This is a genomic window from Enterobacter cloacae complex sp. IR5402, from assembly GCF_049238125.1.
In the GTDB taxonomy this organism is placed as follows: Bacteria; Pseudomonadota; Gammaproteobacteria; order Enterobacterales; family Enterobacteriaceae; genus Enterobacter; species Enterobacter hormaechei_C.
In genome coordinates this window covers 1-21123 of the sequence record NZ_JBMKHO010000004.1, presented here as the reverse complement: position 1 = coordinate 21123, position 21123 = coordinate 1, and the positions used below count along the sequence as shown (strand labels likewise).

The following is a 21123-nucleotide window of genomic DNA, read 5'->3' as shown; positions in this document are numbered from 1 at the left end:
CCGCGATCCTTATTGTCGGCGGGTCAGCTCCCGCTGAATATGATCCAGCAGAATATCGATGTTAATCGGCTTACGCAAAAATGCAGCGGCGCCCAGACTGAGTGCATACCGCTGCATATTTTCATCAGCATGGCCGGAGATAAAGAGTATTGGCGGTGGCGGCATGGCCAGCAACCGCAGCTTCTCAAACAGCTCGATGCCGTTCATGCCGCGCAGCTTGATGTCGGCGATCACCAGCGACGCGCCGGACAGGGCGAGAGGGTGGCTCAAGAACACCTCTGCCGAATCGAAGGTATCGGTAGCATACCCTTCCGATTGCAGCAGATTACTGAGCCCGCTGCGAACAGAGCGTTCGTCATCGATGATGGCAATGCGCCACGGCAGCGTCATGCTGTCTTTCCTCAAACAAATCGTTACGCGTCGCGGCTTTCCTTCGCGGGCGCGGGGGGCGCAGTACCGCTGATTTTCGGTACGCATTCATGACGAAACCAGGCCAGGGTCAGCGGTTCGCGGCTCACCAGACGCCGTCCGATGGGGATCAGCTGTTCACCCACCAGCATGCCGAACAGGCCAAGCAGCGCGACGACCGGCGGCGCCGGGGAATGTACGTCGAGCAGGGCGTAAAGTACCCCAGCCGCGACCCCGCACACCAGCGAAATAATCCAGGCCTTCATGATGACGCTCCGGTCGGGTGTTGAACGTGGGGAACCGTCACCTGCACGGCAGCCGGATTATCGCGGGATAAAAGATGACGCATCGCCTGTTCACCCGCCAGCATCCCCAGCAGGCCAATCAGCGCCAGCGCGGGCGGCGCGGGGGAGCGCACCTTCAGCACGGCATACATCAGGCCAATCAACACGCCTGCCGCAAGGGATATCAGCCCAGTACTCATTGTGAACTCCAGAGAAAGAGGCAGCGGCGAGCCGGATGAGGGACCAGCCCGCCGACGGGACTTAGCGAGCCGGAACCGGCGCTAAGGTGCGGTGCTCGCTCTTCTGGCGAGATGGCGCTTTGTGCACCATGGTGTAGGCGTAATCCACGCCCATGCCGTAGGCGCCGGAGTGCTCGCGCACGATATCCATCACCGCGGTGTAGGTCTCTTTGCGCGCCCAGTCACGCTGCCACTCCAGCATCACCTGCTGCCAGGTCACCGGGATCACGCCCGCCTGGATCATGCGCTGCATCGCGAAGTCGTGGGCTTCTTTGGAGGTGCCGCCGGAGGCGTCTGCCACCATATAAATTTCGTAGTCGCCTTCCAGCATCGCGCACAGGGCAAAGCTGTTGTTGCACACTTCGGTCCACAGGCCGGCAACCACCACCTTCTTCTTGCCGTTGGCCTTCAGCGCGTCGCGCACCTTCTGGTCGTCCCAGGAGTTCATGGAGGTACGCTCCAGAATGTCCTGGCCCGGGAACACGTCCAGCAGCTCAGGATAGGTATTGCCGGAGAAGCTTTCGGTCTCTACGGTGGTGATGATGGTCGGGATGTTGAACACCTTAGCCGCTTTCGCCAGCGCCACGGTGTTGTTTTTCAGCACCTGGCGGTCAATAGACTGCACGCCAAACGCCATCTGAGGCTGGTGGTCGATGAAAATGATCTGACAGTTGGCAGGGGTTAAGACTTCGAGCTTAGAAGTGGTCATAAGATTATCCAGTGAGGTTAAAGGTTAAAATCGCCGCGAACAGCACGCCGATAAAATCGCGTTCATCCTATGACCCACAGCGCTGTGGTGTAATTATCTCTTCGTATAGTTAACCTTAGGTATAGTTATACTTTGGTATACCTATCCTATTGTATAACTGGATCTTTGCCGAAACCGGTTCCCATAATCCTGACCATTCCCCTCTTAGTCTGGAGCTCTTATGGTTACCCTCGGTAAAGCCGATCTCATTCTGGTTAACGGCCAGTTTCACACCGTCGATCGCGAGAATCCTCCCGCAGAAGCCGTTGCCGTGCGCGACGGAAAATTTCTGGAAGTGGGTACCGTCGCCGAGGTGATGCAACACCACTGCGACGGCACTAAGGTGGTCGACTTAAAAGGCCACACCGCCATCCCCGGCCTGAACGACTCGCACCTGCACCTGATCCGCGGCGGGCTGAACTACAACCTCGAGCTGCGCTGGGAAGGCGTGCCGTCGCTCGCCGACGCCCTGCGGATGCTGAAAGAGCAGGCGCTGCGCACCCCGTCGCCGCAGTGGGTGCGCGTGGTGGGCGGCTGGACCGAGTTCCAGTTTGCCGAGCGCCGCATGCCGACGCTGGACGAGTTTAACGACGCCGCGCCGGACACCCCGGTCTTCATTCTGCACCTGTACGACCGCGCTCTGCTCAACCGCGCCGCGCTGAAGGTGGTCGGCTACACCAAAGAGACGCCGAACCCGCCGGGCGGCGAGATCCAGCGCGACGCCAACGGCAACCCGACCGGGATGCTGATTGCCCGTCCGAACGCCATGATCCTCTACGCCACGCTGGCCAAAGGGCCGAAGCTGCCGCTGGAGCAGCAGGTGAACTCCACCCGCCAGTTCATGCGTGAGCTGAACCGTCTGGGGCTGACCAGCGCCATCGACGCGGGCGGCGGCTTCCAGAACTACCCGGAAGATTACGAGGTGATCGCCGAGCTGCACGAGAAAAAGCAGATGACCATCCGCATCGCCTACAACCTGTTTACCCAGCGTCCGGGCCACGAGCTGGAAGATTTTGAAAAATGGACCGACATGCTCACGCCGGGCCAGGGCAGCGGCTTCTTCCGCCACAACGGCGCGGGCGAGATGCTGGTCTTCTCCGCCGCCGATTTTGAAGACTTCCTCGAGCCGCGCCCGGACCTCGCGCCGGGCATGGAGGACGAGCTGGAGCGCGTGGTGCGCCACCTAGTGGAGCACCGCTGGCCGTTCCGCCTGCACGCCACCTATAACGAATCCATCAGCCGCATGCTGGACGTCTTCGAGAAGGTGAACCGCGACATTCCGTTCAACGGCCTGCACTGGTTCTTCGACCACGCGGAAACCGTCACCCAGGCCAACATCGACCGCATCAAAGCGCTGGGCGGCGGCATTGCCGTCCAGCACCGCATGGCCTTCCAGGGCGAGTATTTTGCCGAGCGCTACGGCATCGAAGCCACCCGCCACACGCCGCCGGTGGCGAAAATGCTGGAGACCGGCGTGCCGGTGGGCTTAGGCACCGATGCCACCCGCGTGGCGAGCTACAACCCGTGGACCGCGCTCTACTGGCTGGTCTCCGGCCGCACCGTCGGCGGGATGCAGATGTACGATCACAGCGCCCGTCTGGATCGCGATACCGCCCTGATGCTCTGGACCCAGGGCAGCGCGTGGTTCTCCAGCGAACAAAACCAGAAGGGGCAGATCAAGGTCGGCCAGCTCGCCGACCTGGCGGTGCTGAGCAAAGACTACTTCCGCGTGCCGGAAGAGGAGATCAAGGGCATCGAATCCGTCCTGACGGTGGTCAACGGCGATATCGTCTACGCCGCGGGCAGCTTTGGCCCGCTCGCGCCGCCGGCCATTCCGGTCCTGCCCGAGTGGTCACCGGTGGTCAAGGTGCCGGGCCACTACCGCAGCGCGCCGCCGCAGGCCGCCCGCGTGGGCATGAGTGTGGCTCACCACTGCAGCGGCCCGTGCGGGGTTCACAGCCACCAGCACGATTTCGCCCGCACGTCAGCGATGCCGGTGTCCGACGATAACGCTTTCTGGGGGGCGCTGGGCTGCAGCTGCTTTGCATTCTGATGAAACAAAATGACGCTTCGCCCCGGATCGATCCGGGGCTGTTCTTTCTGCGCCTGACCGGCAGCCTGCTGCTGCTTTACGTGCACGGCCTGCCGAAGGTGCTGCACTTCAGCGAAGAGCTGACGCGTATCGAAGATCCGTTTGGTTTCGGGCCGTATGCCAGTCTGATCCCGGCGATCGTCGCCGAGGTGATCTGCCCGCTGTTTATCATTGCGGGGGTTTACACCCGCATGGCGTGCCTGCCGATTATCGCCGTGCTGCTGGTGGCGATGCTGGCGGTCCATCCGAACTGGTCGATTGCCGAGGGGCAGTTTGGCTGGCTGCTGCTGATTATCTTCACCACCCTCGCCCTCACCGGGCCGGGCCAGTGGCGAGTGCAGCGTAAAACAACGGAGAGGTTCGCATGACCCAGGTAAACGACGTTCGCGACGCACACGTCGAGACGACGCCCGCCCCGGCGGTTTCACCCTGGCAGCCGCTGAGCCAGCCGGTGTTCCGCATGCTGTGGATCGCCACGGTGGTCTCTAACGTCGGCTCATGGATGAGCGACGTCGGCATCAACTGGAGCATGCTGACGCTCAGCGCCGATCCGCTGGATATCGCGCTGGTGCAGGCGGCGAGCAGCCTGCCGATGTTCCTCTTCGCCCTGCCGTCCGGGGTGATGGCGGACATCGTTGACCGACGTAAATACCTGCTCTTCTCCCAGCTGTGGGTGTTCATCGCCGCCGCCGGGCTGACGCTGCTCTCCTTCACCGGACACGTCACCCCTACCGTTCTGCTGGTGGCGACGTTTCTGCTGAGCGTGGGCGCGGCGATGAGCTCGCCGCCGTTCCAGGCGATTGTGCCCGATCTGGTGAGCAAGCCGGAACTGGGCGCCGCCGTGGCGCTGAACTCGCTCGGGGTCAATATCAGCCGGGCGATTGGCCCTGCGCTGGGCGGTTTTCTGCTCTCGCTCGCCGGGCCGTGGATGGTGTTTGCCCTGAACGCGCTCTCCGTGGTCGGCGTGGCGTGGGTGCTGTGGCGCTGGCGTCCTGCGCCGTCCGTGCAGCGCCTGCCACCGGAGCACTTCTTCTCCGCGGTGCGCTCCGGCATTCGCTACGTGCACGCCGCGCCGGTGCTGCGCAACGTGCTGGTGCGCACCGTGGCGTTCTTCGTTTTCGGCAGCGCGGGCTGGGCACTGCTGCCGCTGGTGGCGCGCCGCGAGCTGGGCCTGGGCCCGGCAGGCTACGGCGTGATGCTGGCGTGCATTGGCCTGGGGGCGATTGCCGGGGCCATTCTGCTGCCGCGCCTGCGCCAGCGGCTGAACGCCGACCGGCTGATGGTAGCCGCGAGCCTGGTTTTTGCCCTCACCATGCTGGCGCTGGCGTTCGTGCGCCACGTCTGGCTGCTCAACCTGTTTGAGTTCTTCACCGGCTTCGCGTGGATTGCGGTGCTCTCGACGCTGAACCTCGGCGCGCAGCGCAGCGCCGCCCGCTGGGTGAAAGCCCGCGCGCTGGCGGTTTATCTGACGGTGTTCTTCGGCTCGATGACCGCAGGCAGCGCCCTCTGGGGACAGATCGCCTCCCGGTTCGGCACCCCGACCGCGCTGGTTGTCGCCACGCTGGGGATGGTGCTGGCAAGCGCAACGGTGTTCCGCTGGAAGCTGGAGAAAGATCCTGATTTAAATCTCGACCTCAGCGGCCAGCCGCTGGACGGCGTGAAGATCGACCTGCCGAACGAGCGCGGCCCGGTGCTGGTCTCGCACGAGTACATCATTGACCCGCACAACGCGAAGGCCTTCCTGGAGGCGGTCCACGAGCTGCGCCGGGTACGCCGCCGCGCCGGGGCGATGAGCTGGGCGGTGTACGAAGATATTGAGCGCCCCGGCCTGTTTATCGAGACCTTCCTGATGGGCTCCTGGATTGAGCATCTGCGCCAGCAGGAGCGCCACACCATGAATGACCTCCTGCTGCAGAGCCGCGTTCTGGCTTTTCATCAGGGCACAACATCACCGGCTATTCGCTACCTGGTCGCGCCGGTATAACCCTAACCATCACCTGTACAGGAACACACTATGGCAACGTTTAAGGCACAAGACGGCACGCAGATTTACTACAAAGATTGCGGCGCGGGCAAACCGGTTCTCTTCAGCCACGGCTGGCCGCTGGACGGCGACATGTGGGACAGCCAGCTGAACTACCTGGCCGAGCGCGGCTTCCGCGCCATCGCCTTTGACCGTCGCGGGTTTGGCCGCTCGGATCAGCCGTGGAACGGTTACGACTACGACACCTTTGCGTCCGACATCAACGACCTGATTACCACCCTTGACCTGCAGGACGTGACGCTGGTGGGCTTCTCCATGGGCGGCGGCGACGTGACCCGCTACATCAACAACTACGGCAGCGCGCGCGTGGCCGGTCTGGCGCTGCTGGGCGCGGTGACGCCTATCTTCGGCAAATCAGACACCTTCCCACAGGGTGTGGATCAGAGCGTGTTCGACGGCATTCGCGACGGGCTGCGTAAAGATCGCGCCCAGTTCATCAGCGACTTCGCGACGCCGTTCTACGGCACCAACGCCGGGCAAACCGTCTCCGCCGGTGCGCTGACCCAGACGCTGAACATCGCTCTGCTGGCGTCGCTGAAGGGTACCATCGACTGCGTGACCGCCTTCGGCGAAACCGACTTCCGCCCGGATATGGCGAAAATCGACGTACCGACGCTGGTGATCCACGGCAGCAACGACCAGATCGTGCCGTTTGAAAGCACCGGCAAGCTGGCGGCAGAGATGATCAAAAACGCCACGCTGAAGGTGTACGACAACGCGCCGCACGGTTTCGCGCTGACCCACCAGGACCAGCTCAACGAAGATCTGCTGGCGTTTGTGAAGGCGCTGTAATGTCGTCCAGGGGCATGTTGATCCGGCATGCCCTTATAGATCACTGTTTTAGGTAGTTATTCACTCAGGCTTACAATCCCGTAAAATTCATTCGCCAGGTTACTGAAGCCTGTAATTTTACTGGAGAGCATATGGACGCAGTTGAGCAAGACGTCAGATTCGAATGGGCAGACTTTTATCAGGCTTTTGCCTCTCAGCTACTGACCTGGCGAAATCGAAGAGAGGAGTTGGTGGCGGGTATTCACCGCATTGCTGCTGAGATTGGTAGTATGTCACACCTACAGGACAAGCCCGCTAATGGCGTCCCCCATCCTTTGAAAGACATTTGTCCTTTCACCACTATGGGCTTGTTTAATCGCTCGCTTACCGTTACCAACCGAAGAAATATCGCAGCCAGCCTGGCAAAACTGATAGGCGTACGCGAAAAGGTTCCTGAATCGTTCGACGGTATTCCGCTACTGAACAATCAGAAATCATGGTTCTTTGGCTATGAGAAATCACGTAAGCCTGAAGACATCGATACGCTGTGGGAAATGTTTTCTCAGGCAATCTCCTTCGCCGACACCCCAAACGCCGATCCCGCTGACTTCCTCTTTTCTTATGACGCCGCATCTAACGTGCGCAATGTGGGCTGGAACCTGACGATGGGATTGTACTGGCTACGCCCCTGGTTCTACCCTACGCTGGATAGCCAGTCTCAGTACTACATCCAGAAAGTCCTGAACATTAAAATCATTAAAAAAGGTGCCAAAGGGCGCTGTAGCGGACACAACTATCAGACCGTAGCCCTGGCGCTCAAAAAGGCTTTTACCCAGCCAAACTATCCGGTTCACTCCTTCCCTGAACTCTCTCTGGCGGCATGGAATATCGATTTGCAACAGTCAAATGATGAAGTCGAGCGGCTGACATGGAAAGCGTATTTGCTCAATAAGATCAAGGTGCTGTGCCTACGAAAAGACAGCCCCTTTTTCTCTTTGAGGGAGTTAAAAGAGGCCTATCTGGATGAGATTAAGGCGGATTATCCCAATAACAATACTATTGAATCATCCATTTCATATTATCTGCAAAAACTACGTGACGATGATGAACTGGAGTTTCAGACCCCTGGCAATTATGAATACCTCAACTTCGATAAAGGTGAATTGCAGAGCATCACCGAGGAAACGGTTGAAGAGAACGTGCCCGCGGAAATCCCCCACAAGCCTTACACGATAAGCAATTTGATCGATGAGGGCTGCTTTTTAGAAGAGGAAAAAATCCAATTCATCCTTCAGCGGTTACAGGCCAAAAAAAACCTGATCCTTCAGGGCCCGCCGGGAACCGGTAAAACCTGGCTTGCGCGCCGTCTGGCGTATTGTCTGATGGGCGAGGAAACCTCTAAGCGCATCAGCGCGGTGCAGTTCCACCCTACCCTCTCCTACGAAGACTTTATTCGAGGCTGGCGTCCTAACAATGAAGGACGTTTAGCACTGGTAGACGGGCCTTTTCTCCATGCAATCGACAAAGCAGTAAACGATCCGACAACTAAGTACGTGGTCATTATTGAGGAGATTAACCGGGGCAATCCTGCGCAAATTTTTGGCGAAACGCTGACGCTGATGGAGGCGGATAAACGTACGCCGAACGAGGCGCTTGAGCTCTCATATCGATCTGATATGGATGAAAAAACCTACATTCCTGAAAACCTGTATATCATCGGGACGATGAATATCGCTGACCGCTCGCTTGCTCTGCTAGACCTGGCATTACGGCGCCGCTTTGCGTTTATTGATCTAAAGCCCGAGTTTAACGACGCGTGGAAAAAATGGGTTAACCAACGGTTTAATGTGAGCCTGGAAACATTAGCCCTTATCGAATCCAAATTAACCGCGTTAAATGAAAAATTGTCCAGGGATGCGGCCCTGGGACCTCAATTTTGTATCGGGCATAGCTATGTTACCCCACCTGCGGGGTTGAAAATTGACGACGGGATGGCCTGGTACGAGCAGGTTGTCGAAACCGAAATCTGCCCTTTACTTGCCGAATACTGGTTTGATGCGCCGGAGAAAGTCCAGGATTCCAGAAAGGAACTTCTCAGCGTATGACCGATCTTGCTGAACGTGACGATACGCAGGCTCGGGCAGCTGTATCGCGTATTCCTTTGCGGAATATCTGGCTATTGATGCTGTACGCCTCCAGTCTGTTTCGCCACCACGGGCGCAGCATGGTTGCCGCTGAAAACAACCCGGAGGAGATCCCGGCGCTGGTGGCCAGGATCCTGCTTCACGAAGTGGAGCAGCGGCTGTTAAGGCATTTAAGTATGGGATACCAAACTCGCCGCGCCACGCTTAACAGGGTAAGGGGACGCATTGATGTTCTGCGCACAACCAGTCGACAATTGCTTGAGCGGGCACAGGTAGCCTGCCAGTTTCAGGAAATGACGCTGGACACACCACGAAATCGCTATGTTCGCTCTGCGTTAGAGCACCTTGTTCCGCTGCTCAGCAACGGCCCGCTGGCTGCGCAATGTCGCGCAATGGCAATCAATTTGCGTCGTCGTGGTATTGAGGGGGGTATGCCCAGTAAAGGTGAACTGCCGTCAATCACACGTTTTGGCCGCCACGATGCGGCGGATAAAGCCATGGTCGATGCCGCGAAGCTGGCATTTGAATTATGGCTACCAACCCAAACTGCGGGGCAAAAACTGTTGCCAACGCCGTCTAATGATCCTTACTGGATGCGCAAGCTGTTCGAGAAAAGTATGGCGGGTTTCTATCACTTCCATCTTCCCAAAAAAGACTGGACAGTCGCTGCCGGAAAAGAGTTGAAATGGGGATTAACGTCTCAAAGTGCAGGGAGCGAAAGTATTTTCCCAACCATGAACTCGGACATTATTCTTGAGCACAAGCAACCTGCACAGCGCGTCATCATCGACACCAAATTCAATAACATTCTGACTAAAGGCTGGTATCGCGATAAGAGCTTGCGCAGCGGTTATATCTACCAGATTTATACCTATCTGCGAACTCAGGAGAACCGAACAGATCCATTATCTCTCCGTTCAGCTGGATTATTACTTCATCCAGCCGTCGATGTAATGCTCTACGAATTCGTTGAGGTACAGGGGCATAAAATCCACTTTGCCACCGTAGATTTAGCAGCAGATGCCGCCACAATGACTCAGCAATTATTGAAATTAGCGCGTGATTGCTGTGGGATAACTGACGTGAATTAAGTTCTGAAGTGGACGCCTGCATGACAGGCGCCCATTTCTCTTAGTTCGCCGGAGCCGGACGCTCCAGCCGCTCATTCTCTGCACGGCTATTTTCTACATGATGCCGACGCTCCGCCAGCAGCCGACAAACCTCCGCATGCTTCTCCTCGGTAAAGGTAAAGCGCGACATAAACCCCATTCGGATCAGCGAGCCTATCGCCGGTAACAAACAAATGCCGAAGAACAGCCCCGACAGCACGCTATCGCTCTGGGCCTGCGCCTGCGGCACATAGTCGATCATCGTCAGAAACACGCCGATTAACCCGCCGCCCACCGCCACCGACATCTTGCCGGTAAAGGTCTGCCCGGAGAAAGTGATCGCCGCGCAGCGCTTGTTAGTGTGGTACTCCGCGTACTCGATGGTGTCGGCAATCATCGACGAGGTGAGGATGTTGGTCATCATCACGAACAGCGTGCTCAGGCCAAGCAGAATGAACAGCATCGTCACCTGCTGATAACCGACAAACCACATCACCACGCGCACCGCCACGTCCAGCCCGCAGAGGATCATAAACAGCTTCCGCTTCTGCATCCGGCGCGTCAGCATCGGGGCGACCAGGCACAGCACCGCCGCGACAATCCCCATCACGCCAATCGCCATTTGCAGGCTGCCGTCGCCCATATTGTTGATAAAGAAGTAGATATAAAGACCGCCCGCCACGTTATGGAACACGCAGAAAAAGAACGACAGCAGGACGATAAACAGCGGCTTGTTCTGGCGCAGGTTGTGGAAGGTGTCGCGGATGGTCACCTTTTCCGGGCTCGGCGGCACGCGCTCTTTGATCTGCATAAAGCCGTTAAGCATCAGCGGCAGGCCCACCAGCATCATCACCAGCGCCGCCATAAAGTAGCCTTTATCGCTGCTGTACTGGGCGAAGAACGCCGCCAGCTTCGGGAAGAAGATATTGGCGCAGGCAATGCCCGCGTTCACCCCGAGCATCGCCGCCGTCACCGCGCGGGTGCGCTGCCCGGAGTCGTTGGTCATCACCGACGACATCGACCAGAACGGGATATCGGAGATGGCGTACAGCGTCCCCCACAGGATGTAGGTCACCCCGGCGTAGAGGATTTTGGTGGTCATGTCCGCTTCGATTTTATAGAACGACAGCAGCGTGACGCCGGTGATCAGCAGCGGCGCGATCAGCAAAAAGTGGCGAAACTTGCCGAACCGGCTGTTAATGGTGTCCATAATGCTGGCAAACAGCGGATCGTGAACTGCGTCCCATGCACGGGCAATCAGGAAGATGGTGCTCGCCGCCAGCGCCGAGATCCCCAGCACGTCGGTGTAAAAATAGTTAATAAACGAACCCACTAAACCAAAGCTAAAACACTGACCTAAACCATAGCCAAAGTAGGACCATAACTCGCGAGACGGTATTTTCATTGTCGTTGCCATAGTGCGTACCTGGTTGCCCGGCGACAGCGCGCCGGGTCGTTATTATTAGCCCTGCGGATCCGGGGCGATTTTGCGCAGCTTCTTCATCAGCGCGATTTCAGCGCGTGAAAACGGGATACCGTTCTCCTCGAACACGTCGTGGAACCAGAGGCGGCAGTAGTCCGTGGACTCCTTCATCACCACCGGCCACGGCAGCCAGGTCTGGGTTTTGCCGCGCACCAGCCCCCACTGATACGGCGCGACCTTTGCCATGTACATCAGCGGGAGCTGCTCTTCAATGGTGCTGCCCACGTGGCGCGCCAGCCATTCGGTACAGAACAGCGGGCGACCGAGCTTTTGCAGCTGCTGGATAATCGCCGTCATGCGCCCGGTGTGGGTGTAGGCGTGGAAGCTCACTACGTCCGAGAGCGCCAGCGCGGTCTGGTCCAGCGGATGCTGGAAGAACGTCTCGCCCTCCTCTTCCGGCGGCAGGCGCCACGCGCAGACGGTGAGCGGCTGGGTTGGGTCTTCTTCGCGCACCCACTGGAATGCGAGCTTCATCAACTCGTGCGCGCAGGTCTCCAGCTTCGCGTCGTACTGCACCTCCTGCGTGCCCGTCGCGAAAATGCCGCGGTTGCCCGGCTCGTTGTAGAGATCCCACAGCAGCACGCGCTTATCGTCGCGGAACTGGCGGACAACGTCGCGGATATAGCGCTCAATGTCTGCCCAGCAGTCCGGATCGCACACCTTGTCGCGCCCCGGGCTCGCCGCCGCCTGGCTGTTGTGCTTGCCCGGCACCGGCGGCTTTTGCGGGCCGAGGTACGGCTCGTCGCCGGAGAAGCCGCAGTCGTCCATCAGAGTCAGCATGGTGCTGAACCCGTGGCCGTCGGCAATCGTCAAAAAGCGGTCGATGCGCGCCATCAGCCCGTCGCGGTCGTGCTCCCACACGATAAACGGCAGGTTGATGCGCAGGGTGTTATAGCCCGCGTCCGCCGCCCAGCCCAGCTCGCGCTCGATGGTGGCGGCATCGAAGGTCTTTTCCTGCCAGATATCGGTCCAGTTCACCGCCGTCGACGGCAGATAGTTAAACCCGCACAGCCAGCCTTTTTGCTGATACCACGCCTGTGCCTGCTCCCTGCTCCACTGCTCTTTCATTACGCGTCCTCTTACTGATAATATTTAGCTAATAAATATTAGTTGCAGGATAAATGCGCAAATCACGGCGTTTAGAAAAGCGATGCCCCTCACAAAGTTCACGCTTCGATGAATGAGAAACGTGATCGACGGCGCTAAAGCGTGCGGTTAGGGTATGATGCGAAATCGCGAAAGGGAGAGGACGGATGAAGCGAAAAACGAAAGTGACGATGAACGATATTGCGCGGGCGGCAGGGGTGTCGCAGGCGACGGTATCGCTGGTGCTTAACCAGTCCCGCAACATCAAGCTCAGCGACGACACCCGCCAGCGGGTGATTAACGTCGCTACCGAGCTTGGCTACGACCGCCTCCCCGCCGTTCACGCCCCGCGCAACCAGGAAGAGATCGCCCTGCTGGTGAGCTCCATGCAGAGCTTCGACCCGTTTATCGACGCCATCAGCCAGGCGCGGGAAGCGGCGTGGCGCAACGAGACTCTGCTCACCGTCTACGACTACGGCGACGACATTGAGCTGGCGCTGAACATCATCCGCCAGCTGGAGAAGCGCAACTGCATCGGGATTGTCCTCGCCTCACCGGTCACCACGCTGGTGGACATGACGGCCTTCCAGGACTGCACCCGCATCCCGCTGGTGCTGCTCAACCAGCGCGACCCTGGCTCGCCGCTGCTGCCGTCGTTTATCCCGGACGACTACGCCAACGCCTTCCAGGTGACTAAACACCTCATCGCCTGCGGGGCCACGCGCATCGCCCACATTACCGGCGAGAGCTGGATGGAGGCATCCCGCCAGCGTCTGGCGGGCTACCAGGCCGCGCTGCAGCAGGCCGGACTCGCGTGCGACGACGGCCTGGTGCGCCAGACCAACTGGCAGTTCAGCGAGTCCTTTACCGCGACAGCTTCGCTGCTGGAGCTGACCGAGCGCCCGGACGCCATCTTCTGCGCCAGCGACTGGCTGGCGATTGGCTGCTATCAGGCGCTGGCGGTGAACGGCGTGCGCATCCCGCAGGACATGCTGCTGGCGGGCTACGACGACCAGAAGATCTCCGAGCAGCTCACCCCGCCGCTGACCAGTATCCAGCTGCCCTACAGCGAGCTGGGACGGCTGGCGGTGGAGTACCTGTGCAATCAGGAAGATGCCGCCACGCACGTGACGCTGGCGGGCAGGCTGAAGGTGCGCGCCTCAAGCCTCGTCTGAGGTAAACACCATGCCCGAATAGGGCTTCTCGCGACACGCCGCCAGCCGCGCGGCGAGGCTGCCCACGTGCAGCTCCAGCTTGTGGCCGTCCGGGTCGAGAAAATAGAACGACGCCCCCTCGCTTTTGTTCTGCTTCCAGACGGTGACGCCCGCCTGCTCCAGCCTGTGCGAGAACGGTTCAAAATCTTCTTCCGTGACGGTAAACGCGTAGTGGGTGTAGTCGCTCTCCTGCGGCGGCACGTACTGGCGCGCCTCGTCGAACGACAGGCAGACCCACAGATCGCCGCAGGTGAGATAGGCCCCGGTATTCCAGCGGGCGTGCAGGGGCAGCCCCAGCAGCTCGTGCCAGAAGGTGACGCTTTTTTGCAGGTCGCTGACCGCGAGGGTCAGGTGGTTGAGAGATTGCAGCATGACGAGCCCTTTTGTTTTTCGCGCCGGACGTGGTACGGTAAAGAGATGAACATAAACCACGCCGTGCTCACCGTAAACCGCTGGTGGCTGCCTTCTTAAAGGCGGCACGGAGTAGTTTTCCCCATTTTCAGATAGCCGCCGAAAGGCGGCTTTCTCACATCTCAGACCCCTTTCGGCAACTGCACATTAAGGAGTCTTTATGAACACGCAAACCATCCTCACCGGCGACCGCCCAACCGGCCCGCTGCACCTCGGCCACTTCGTCGGATCGCTGCGCCAGCGCGTGGCGCTCCAGCACACGCACAACCAGTTTGTGCTAATTGCCGACCTGCAGGGGCTGACCGACAACGGCAGCAACCCGCAGAAGATCCGCGATAACATCCCCGAAGTGCTGGCCGACTACCTCGCCGCCGGCATCGACCCGAGCCTGACCACGATCTGCCTGCAGTCCGCCCTGCCCGCCCTCGCCGAGCTGACGATGCTGTATATGAACATCGTCACCGTCGCCCGCGTGGAGCGTAACCCGACGGTGAAAAACGAGATTGTGCAGAAAGGCTTCGCCCGCTCGCTGCCGGTCGGGTTTATGGCCTACCCCATCAGCCAGGCGGCGGATATCACCGCGTTTAAGGCCGAGTGTGTGCCCGTCGGCGACGACCAGCTGCCGATGATTGAGCAGACCAACGAGATTGTGCACAAGATGAACAGCCTGCTGCCCGCCCCGGTGCTGCGCCACTGCAAGGCGATGCTGAGCGACACCAGCCGCCTGCCCGGCATCGACGGCAGCGCCAAGATGTCGAAATCTCTCGGCAACACGCTGCATCTTTCGGCCAGCGAAGAGACCATTCATCGCGCGGTCAGCGCCATGTACACCGACCCGCACCACCTGAAGGTGAGCGACCCGGGGGAGATTGAGGGGAACGTGGTGTTTACGTATCTCGATGCGTTTCATCCGGACAAGGCCAAAGTGGCGGCAATGAAGGCGCACTATCAGGCGGGTGGGCTGGGAGACCGGGCGTGTAAGAACGAACTGGAGGGTTGTTTGCAGGAGCTGATTGCGCCGATGCGGGAGCGGAGGGCGATGTATATGCGGGATAAGGGGGAGCTGATGGCGATGCTGAAGCGCGGGACCGAACGGGCGCAAGGGGTGACGCTGGAGACGCTGAGGGAGGTGAAGGTTGGGCTGGGGGTGCCGGTGTTTAGTTAAAGCAGGTTTAGCGGTGGAGTGCGGGGGATTAGCATGAAGCCGCTAACTTGATTATTGCGGAAATAAGCAAGGCGCAAAAATTCTTAAATACATTATTAGCCATTGTTGTTTGTCATTCTGTTAAGAGCGCTATATTCATAGACTTTTTATTTTTTAACCGTCTCGGCAAATGCTATGGGCAAGTTTATTATTTACATGCTGAATATATTATTCTGTGGTTATGTACTGGCTACATGCCTCATTTCTTTGGTTAGTTTTGATAGCTGGGAGGACCGTACAATCGCAATAACAATCATATTAGGAAGTGCACAACTTATTGCGACATTACTTAATCGGGCACTGCCTCATAAGTTACATATTTTAGGGAGGATAGCTGAACTGATAGAAGGTCCGCTATTAGTGATTGGCGCAATTGTGTGTCTGGATGTGTTTGAACCCTGGCCTATGAAGATTATTGGCATGTTTGCGTGGGTTATTTTTATGATGTTTCGGCCATCATTTACGAAAAGGAATAAAGAATGATATTCTCTGCCCGCACAAACGAAACGCTGGCGGGCAAGTTCAAGATAGAATCAAGCAGCGGAACCTGATGTTGGACGTTCGTTCCACGCGTCGTGCGCTAACAAGTTACCGTCCTTGTACAAATGGGTAATCTTCTCATAATTAAACGCCACTTCCTCCATATGCCCCGTCCCCGGACAGCCTCGGGTGTCGTACATTACTGGACTCACAGAAATGACCTTAACGTTCTCGAGCGTGATTCGGTAATACTCCTCCTCTTGCCCGGAATAGTTAATATGGTAAAACCTGAATTCTGCCGTTTTAAGGGTCTGACCCGTTGCTGCCGCTTTGAACAGATAGGGCGAAGAGCTATCCAGTTCCTTGGTAAACTGAAACGGCGAATGTTGGCGAGTGCCGGTGACCTTGCCCGTTGCCGAGTCTGTTGGTAGGCTAAGGTTATGTTGTAATCCTCTTAGCTCAATACTTCCTTCCCTTTGTGCAACGTCACAAGAACCACAAATCATTGTGCCGCCGTCATTAGTTAAAAAAAGATGTACAGGTACGGCCATTCTATTGCTCCTTGCATTTTAGTCGTATAACCATTTACCCGCTTTTGCGGATTCGATAAGCATTCCAATAGTGAAATCTGGAACCATCACCACTGGGAATTTTTTGAATGGATTCCATGAAAAAGGCTCATCAGGATAGTAGGTGTTTATGTTAAAATTCCCTCTATCAACATTAAATTCTTTAAAAAACTCGTCCATCAAATCTTCTGCTTCAGTGACATCAAGCTGCATGTCAGTATCCAAATCAGTTTTTGCATTCAGTAATTTTTGCTTCTCTTCGTTATTCATTAGATAAACGCCGTTATAGCGTCTGACTAAGGCGTAGATGCGCTGCTCAATATTCTCTACCATAGTTTGTCGCTGCCCCGCGCAATTCGATTATAATCACGTATTGCAGCATAGGTGATTAGTGATACATCAGCGACTAATATCACTATGCCTATTAACGGTATTGTCCTGCCAACAAACGCACTCACTTTCGATACCATTCGACACTTTACTGTCCACGGAGTGTACCCACCAACCCAGGTAGGCAGCTTAATGCCATAAGGAAATTTCGCCTGTTTGAAATAGTTCCTCATGGCTTTCGAGGCTCGGGACGTTCCTTCCGTAGCTCCCGCGGGTTTCTTTCTAGTCGTTTGATTATTAGCACCACTGTATAACGCAGCAATTCCTGCCACATCGTCAATACCAAAATGATCGGCAATTGATTCACAGTAGATCATAAAAAAAAGTCCTGCCGCGGTAAGATTGGTTCTGCCAGCATAAAAATACGTTTCATTTAGTTCTTCTGTTGTGTCCATAGTTCATTCCATTGAGTTGCTCCAGTAAGAATCATAAATGCTGGACAATAACTAAATTGAGATCTCCAGCATACTTCTGTAAAACCTTCTAATATAATCACAATGATCAAAACACAGCTATAACATTCAGTTCAATTATATTATTGAAAAAATAGACTACGCCTTCCACTAATTTAAACACCCTCGATTTAGGATCAAGGGTGTTCCAATTCGATATTATTTTGCCTGTCCTATATTGCGCTTAACTACCGGGATATCTCCAGTATCATTCAGCGCTCCCGGAAACGTCTTCAACCACTGCGCGACTTTTTGCTTATTTATATTCACCACACTCATACCTTTCAGGCATCCCCATAATTCTCTTGTATGTTGTGGCGTAATCACAATGCAGTCTTTCATGGCGCGGATTTTCACCGGCATGCCGTCGATAAAGCCCGCACGTTTTAACCAGTCGCCGCCCAAAAGAAGGTATTTCATATCGATGCGTGCATAGAGTTCGCAGCAGGCGGCACTGTCCTGCGGCGTTTCCGCGCGGAGATGAATGGGTGCCGCGTTGGGTTGGTTGCCGTGAAGACGGCGGGCGCTGTTTTTGCGTACCAGCTCGCGGTTTTCAATCACGCCGGTGAAAGCGTCTGATTCTGTTTTGCAAATAGTAAACTCTGGCTTAAAATTCGTCGCAGCCATTTTCAACTCCTGTCTAGTTGGTTGTGGTTAGCGGTATGGGGGTGTTGCAGCACCTTCATATCGCGAATTCTTCGTTAAATATTCCTCGATACTACTTTTGCCGTTCGGCGTAATCTCTGGTGCCCATTATACAGGGCTGAATATAAATACAGCGGTTTGGTGTGGGGTAAATTTAGAATTTGCGAGGGGGATTCAGGAAATAAGGTTCTGTGGGGTAAGGTCATGTTTTTGTTGGTTACAGGTTGATTGGTCTGAGTTTTGCGAGCATCATCGCAATTATTTACCCTCTTCCGTAACGCGATGGCTTCCAGCAAAACTCTCGAACAGGCAATTGCCGACATCACCATCTGGCGCAAAGGCGAACAGCGTGCGCCGCATAAGCCTTTATTGCTTCTGTACGTGCTGGCGAGCTATCAGCAGGGGCATGCACGACTGTTTGATTACGGTACTGAGGTCCACGAACAGTTGCTTAGCCTGCTAGAACGCTTTGGCCCACAGAGGAAGGCGCATTACCCAAATATGCCCTTCTGGAGGCTCAAAGGGGACGGCTTTTGGGATCTGAAGAATACTGAGTTTTGTTTGACCACTGGCAGTAAGCAGCCGCCCGTTAAAGAACTTGTGGAACATAACGTCGCAGGCGGGTTTGATGAAGAACACTTTGCGCTGCTGAATAAGAACAAAAACCTGATAGGCTCGCTGGCGCAGCAGATCCTTGAAGCGCATTTTCCCGAAAGCATTCAGGAAGAGATCGCGGATGAGATGGGTTTTGATATTCAGCAGATCCGTAAGGTTCGCGATCCGCTGTTCCGCCAGCAGGTGCTGCGTGCCTATAACTATGAGTGCGCAATCTGCGGGTTTAACATGCGGCATGATAACGCCTCTGTTGGACTTGAAGCCGCGCATATCAAGTGGAAGCAGTTTGGCGGACCGTGTGAGATCCAGAACGGACTGGCACTGTGTGCGATTCATCATAAGGCGTTTGATAAGGGATCGATTGGGCTGGATGAGAGTATGCGGGTGCTGGTTTCCGAGGCGGTGAATGGGGGCGGGATTGTTGGGCGGCTGTTCTGGGATTTTGCCGGGAAGCAGATTGCGTTGCCGATGGTGAAAGGGAACTATCCAAAGGAGGGATATGTAGAGTGGCATCGTAGGGAGGTGTTTAGATGATGAGTGCGAAGGCCGGACTCGAACCGGCACGTATTTCTACGGTCGTTCGCTTGTCTTACAAGCTCCTGTAATCTTTTGAATCAACTGGAAAAACAGGTAAAGACTTCGACATTTCACACTATTCAAAATCATGTGCAAAAGCCCTGACAAAATAGCTGGGGTGAACATGATTTACAAGCGAGATCGTTACTTAGTTTTAGATCCATGCGGAAACTATCTGGTGAGGATCGCCATACCAAAGTACATGCGTCATCTGTTCGGAGGAAGACATAACTATGTGAAGAGCACAGGCACACGCGATGTGCGCGAAGCCCGTCTCTTTCGTGATGCGGTTGCTCTGGAGTGGTTTAAGATTCGTAACCTGATAAAGCCACAGCGTGATCGAGGCTCGAAGGTAGAGCAAATCCTCAATGAACTACGTCAAGTTGGTACGTATGCACATGCAGCACCGGAGCCATTAAGCGCCCCTGTAATGAGTTGCCCTTCCCTCTTGAGGATGCGGGATCAATACATTCTCCAGTTCAGCGAGAAGCGCAAACTCACCACGCTATCAAAGACAAACAAGGCTGTAGAAGTGCTCTTAGAACATCTGAAAAAGCGCGATGTTCAGCTTCGTGACATTAACCGGACCACCGTTACAGGTTGGCTTGATAAGCTCAAGACGGAGAAAGCACCACAGACCATACAAAACTATGTCAGCGCACTGGCTCAAATCTGGGATCTGGCTCGTAACAGATATCACGATGCACCACAGGAAAACATCTGGCGCGGTCATGCGCTGGAGGCCAAAAGTAGCAAGGTGAGCTATGAGGTGTTTGAGCCTGGAGAATTGGCGAAAGTATTCGCTGTGATGGCAGATGATGAAGAGATGCAAAATGTAACGCTGATCGGCATGTATAGCGGTATGCGTCTTAATGAAATCTGTTCACTACGTGCAGCCAACATTAAGGAGATCGAGGGGGTGCTCTGCTTCGAAGTTACCGAAGGTAAAACCAAATCAGCCGCTCGTATTATCCCATGCCATAGCCTGATCACTCCGTTGGTTTTGTCGCTGCGTGAGAAGCCTCACGACGGCTTTTTATTCTATCACGCGTCAATCACTGACCGTGCAGACGGAAAGCGCTCTACATGGCATTCACAGCGTTTTACGAGGGCTAAACGTAAGGCATTAGGCGAAGCTGGATCAGAGTTAAAAGTTTTCCACAGCCTACGCCACCAGGCCGCGCAAATTTTGGACAGAGGCGGCATAGGTAAGAATTTAAAACCTGTACCAGAAGACCGGATCGCCCTTCTCCTGGGTCACGAGCGCGGCTCTACAGAGAGTTTCAAGACGTACAGCAAGAATGCCGCCTCTCCTGTTGAGCTACGGCAGTATATAGAATTGCTACGCTATCCAGAGATAGAGAATCAACAAAAAAGGGGCGTAAGCCCCTCGTTAACTTATCGAATAGAACATTATTACATTACTTATATATTTATGTGAATATGAACCAGTATCAAACAAAAAACCGAGCAAAAAAACAACCAGAAAAACATTGCAAGACTAATATATAACAATCAGCAAACACCCACTATAAAGCAGAAAGGTATGTGATATCAATCACTTAGTCAAAGCCATACATCCGTACCACAAATTTTGGCAATACTATTGCTTTATTGTGATAAAAATTACAATATAATTTTAATTAAAATTTAAGGTATTTGTTATGGATACTACATTCATTGCTGAACCTATAGTGAGCATTGACGAGAGGTTGTTAGGCGTTGAGCTTCTCACTCGCTTCATTACCTCAGATGGACGTCACCTTCACCCTGAGTTCGTAATTTCATCTTGGGATTTAGATAGGAAGCGGCTTTTCCTATACGAACAATGTGGAAACATTGCCATTAAGCAAACGTGGTTCGAGCAAAAGAATCTATTTTGTACACTGAACATTGATCAGCAAATGGCTTTTCTGATACGTCATGACTACATACTTAGACAAACTTTCGAATCGATGCCATTCATCAAACTTGAACTTTCTGAGCATTTCCCTGGTTTGGATAAGGGATTGAAAAGTCCCTTATTAAAATCACTGAGCCAGGGTGTAAATGGGCTATGGCTCGGGTAATGCTGCCAACTTACTGATTTAGTGTATGATGGTGATTTTAAGGTGCTTGCGTGGCTTCCATTTCCATCAGATGTCCTTCCTGCTCCGCTA

Annotated in this window: 23 protein-coding genes; 12 read left to right on the top strand and 11 right to left on the bottom strand. The window is 55.4% G+C overall.

All coding sequences use genetic code 11. The features are described 5' to 3' along the window. Nucleotides 1-9 precede the first annotated feature (9 nt). The 4 genes from ACOTXL_RS08935 to ACOTXL_RS08920 form a co-directional block, all read right to left on the bottom strand. Nucleotides 10-390 (bottom strand): response regulator transcription factor, encoded by a 381-nt coding sequence (locus ACOTXL_RS08935; RefSeq protein ID WP_003863058.1) that lies wholly within the window; start codon nucleotides 388-390, stop codon nucleotides 10-12. Nucleotides 391-413: 23 nt separating this feature from the next. After that, the gene (locus ACOTXL_RS08930; protein ID WP_003863056.1) at nucleotides 414-674 is read right to left on the bottom strand and encodes a XapX domain-containing protein; all 261 of its coding nucleotides are present in this window, start codon (nucleotides 672-674) and stop codon (nucleotides 414-416) included. Further along, nucleotides 671-892, bottom strand: coding sequence for a DUF1427 family protein (locus ACOTXL_RS08925; RefSeq protein ID WP_003863054.1), 222 nt, complete (start codon nucleotides 890-892; stop codon nucleotides 671-673). Before ACOTXL_RS08925 ends, ACOTXL_RS08930 begins: the two co-directional genes overlap by 4 nt. A gap of 61 nt (nucleotides 893-953) precedes the next feature. Continuing rightward, complete coding sequence (locus ACOTXL_RS08920; protein WP_003863053.1) at nucleotides 954-1640, bottom strand: hydrolase; 687 nt, start codon at nucleotides 1638-1640, stop codon at nucleotides 954-956. A gap of 220 nt (nucleotides 1641-1860) precedes the next feature. Here ACOTXL_RS08920 and ACOTXL_RS08915 point away from each other — a divergent pair, with 220 nt between their 5' ends. From ACOTXL_RS08915 to mcrC, 6 genes are all read left to right on the top strand, one after another. Then, nucleotides 1861-3732: an amidohydrolase gene (locus tag ACOTXL_RS08915; RefSeq protein WP_045350443.1), complete on the top strand. Its 1872-nt coding sequence runs from the start codon at nucleotides 1861-1863 to the stop codon at nucleotides 3730-3732. Beyond that, on the top strand, nucleotides 3732-4139 hold the full coding sequence (locus ACOTXL_RS08910; protein ID WP_003863050.1) for a DoxX family protein: 408 nt from the start codon (nucleotides 3732-3734) through the stop codon (nucleotides 4137-4139). Before ACOTXL_RS08915 ends, ACOTXL_RS08910 begins: the two co-directional genes overlap by 1 nt. Further along, on the top strand, nucleotides 4136-5755 hold the full coding sequence (locus ACOTXL_RS08905; RefSeq protein ID WP_045345968.1) for an MFS transporter: 1620 nt from the start codon (nucleotides 4136-4138) through the stop codon (nucleotides 5753-5755). The genes ACOTXL_RS08910 and ACOTXL_RS08905 overlap by 4 nt, the downstream gene beginning before the upstream one ends. 30 nt (nucleotides 5756-5785) lie before the next feature. Next, the gene (locus ACOTXL_RS08900; protein ID WP_045345967.1) at nucleotides 5786-6607 is read left to right on the top strand and encodes an alpha/beta fold hydrolase; all 822 of its coding nucleotides are present in this window, start codon (nucleotides 5786-5788) and stop codon (nucleotides 6605-6607) included. A gap of 131 nt (nucleotides 6608-6738) precedes the next feature. Continuing rightward, the gene (locus tag ACOTXL_RS08895; protein ID WP_022650329.1) at nucleotides 6739-8691 is read left to right on the top strand and encodes an AAA family ATPase; all 1953 of its coding nucleotides are present in this window, start codon (nucleotides 6739-6741) and stop codon (nucleotides 8689-8691) included. Then, nucleotides 8688-9821, top strand: coding sequence for a 5-methylcytosine-specific restriction endonuclease system specificity protein McrC (mcrC, locus tag ACOTXL_RS08890; protein ID WP_003863041.1), 1134 nt, complete (start codon nucleotides 8688-8690; stop codon nucleotides 9819-9821). The genes ACOTXL_RS08895 and mcrC overlap by 4 nt, the downstream gene beginning before the upstream one ends. Nucleotides 9822-9861: 40 nt before the next feature. On the opposite strand, the gene ACOTXL_RS08885 is transcribed toward mcrC, so the two are convergent. Further along, nucleotides 9862-11256: an MFS transporter gene (locus tag ACOTXL_RS08885; RefSeq protein WP_045345966.1), complete on the bottom strand. Its 1395-nt coding sequence runs from the start codon at nucleotides 11254-11256 to the stop codon at nucleotides 9862-9864. 45 nt (nucleotides 11257-11301) lie between these two features. Continuing rightward, nucleotides 11302-12390: a cellulase family glycosylhydrolase gene (locus tag ACOTXL_RS08880; protein ID WP_045345965.1), complete on the bottom strand. Its 1089-nt coding sequence runs from the start codon at nucleotides 12388-12390 to the stop codon at nucleotides 11302-11304. 185 nt (nucleotides 12391-12575) lie between these two features. On the opposite strand from ACOTXL_RS08880, the gene ACOTXL_RS08875 reads away from it, so the two are divergent. Beyond that, nucleotides 12576-13583, top strand: a complete 1008-nt coding sequence (locus tag ACOTXL_RS08875) for a LacI family DNA-binding transcriptional regulator (RefSeq protein ID WP_045345964.1) — start codon at nucleotides 12576-12578, stop codon at nucleotides 13581-13583. Here ACOTXL_RS08875 and fosA read toward each other — a convergent pair. Further along, entirely contained in the window at nucleotides 13569-13994 is a 426-nt protein-coding gene (gene fosA / locus ACOTXL_RS08870; RefSeq protein ID WP_045345962.1) for a FosA/FosA2 family fosfomycin resistance glutathione transferase, read from the bottom strand. The genes ACOTXL_RS08875 and fosA overlap by 15 nt on opposite strands. Nucleotides 13995-14193: 199 nt before the next feature. On the opposite strand from fosA, the gene trpS reads away from it, so the two are divergent. Both trpS and ACOTXL_RS08860 read left to right on the top strand, forming a co-directional pair. Then, nucleotides 14194-15198, top strand: a complete 1005-nt coding sequence (gene trpS / locus ACOTXL_RS08865) for a tryptophan--tRNA ligase (protein ID WP_045345959.1) — start codon at nucleotides 14194-14196, stop codon at nucleotides 15196-15198. 174 nt (nucleotides 15199-15372) lie between these two features. Beyond that, complete coding sequence (locus tag ACOTXL_RS08860; RefSeq protein WP_045350445.1) at nucleotides 15373-15720, top strand: hypothetical protein; 348 nt, start codon at nucleotides 15373-15375, stop codon at nucleotides 15718-15720. 50 nt (nucleotides 15721-15770) lie between these two features. On the opposite strand, the gene ACOTXL_RS08855 is transcribed toward ACOTXL_RS08860, so the two are convergent. The 4 genes from ACOTXL_RS08855 to ACOTXL_RS08840 all read right to left on the bottom strand — a co-directional run bounded on the left by ACOTXL_RS08855 (nucleotide 15771) and on the right by ACOTXL_RS08840 (nucleotide 17755). Continuing rightward, the gene (locus ACOTXL_RS08855) at nucleotides 15771-16268 is read right to left on the bottom strand and encodes an Hcp family type VI secretion system effector (RefSeq protein WP_023315311.1); all 498 of its coding nucleotides are present in this window, start codon (nucleotides 16266-16268) and stop codon (nucleotides 15771-15773) included. Between the two features lie 18 nt (nucleotides 16269-16286). Beyond that, nucleotides 16287-16619: a DUF1493 family protein gene (locus ACOTXL_RS08850; protein WP_045345957.1), complete on the bottom strand. Its 333-nt coding sequence runs from the start codon at nucleotides 16617-16619 to the stop codon at nucleotides 16287-16289. Beyond that, the gene (locus ACOTXL_RS08845; RefSeq protein WP_045345955.1) at nucleotides 16613-17071 is read right to left on the bottom strand and encodes an STM2901 family protein; all 459 of its coding nucleotides are present in this window, start codon (nucleotides 17069-17071) and stop codon (nucleotides 16613-16615) included. The genes ACOTXL_RS08850 and ACOTXL_RS08845 overlap by 7 nt, the downstream gene beginning before the upstream one ends. A 216-nt stretch (nucleotides 17072-17287) precedes the next feature. Then, nucleotides 17288-17755: a SymE family type I addiction module toxin gene (locus ACOTXL_RS08840; protein WP_072203119.1), complete on the bottom strand. Its 468-nt coding sequence runs from the start codon at nucleotides 17753-17755 to the stop codon at nucleotides 17288-17290. Between the two features lie 300 nt (nucleotides 17756-18055). Between ACOTXL_RS08840 and ACOTXL_RS08835 the strand changes: the two genes are divergently transcribed. From ACOTXL_RS08835 to ACOTXL_RS08825, 3 genes are all read left to right on the top strand, one after another. Beyond that, nucleotides 18056-18922 carry a phosphorothioated DNA-binding restriction endonuclease gene (locus tag ACOTXL_RS08835; RefSeq protein ID WP_045339567.1) on the top strand — a complete coding sequence of 289 codons (867 nt, stop codon included), beginning with the start codon at nucleotides 18056-18058 and terminating at the stop codon, nucleotides 18920-18922. A gap of 166 nt (nucleotides 18923-19088) precedes the next feature. Further along, nucleotides 19089-20405 carry a tyrosine-type recombinase/integrase gene (locus tag ACOTXL_RS08830; protein WP_080338185.1) on the top strand — a complete coding sequence of 439 codons (1317 nt, stop codon included), beginning with the start codon at nucleotides 19089-19091 and terminating at the stop codon, nucleotides 20403-20405. A 223-nt stretch (nucleotides 20406-20628) separates the two neighbouring features. After that, nucleotides 20629-21033 carry a hypothetical protein gene (locus tag ACOTXL_RS08825; protein ID WP_045350451.1) on the top strand — a complete coding sequence of 135 codons (405 nt, stop codon included), beginning with the start codon at nucleotides 20629-20631 and terminating at the stop codon, nucleotides 21031-21033. Nucleotides 21034-21123 lie beyond the last annotated feature (90 nt).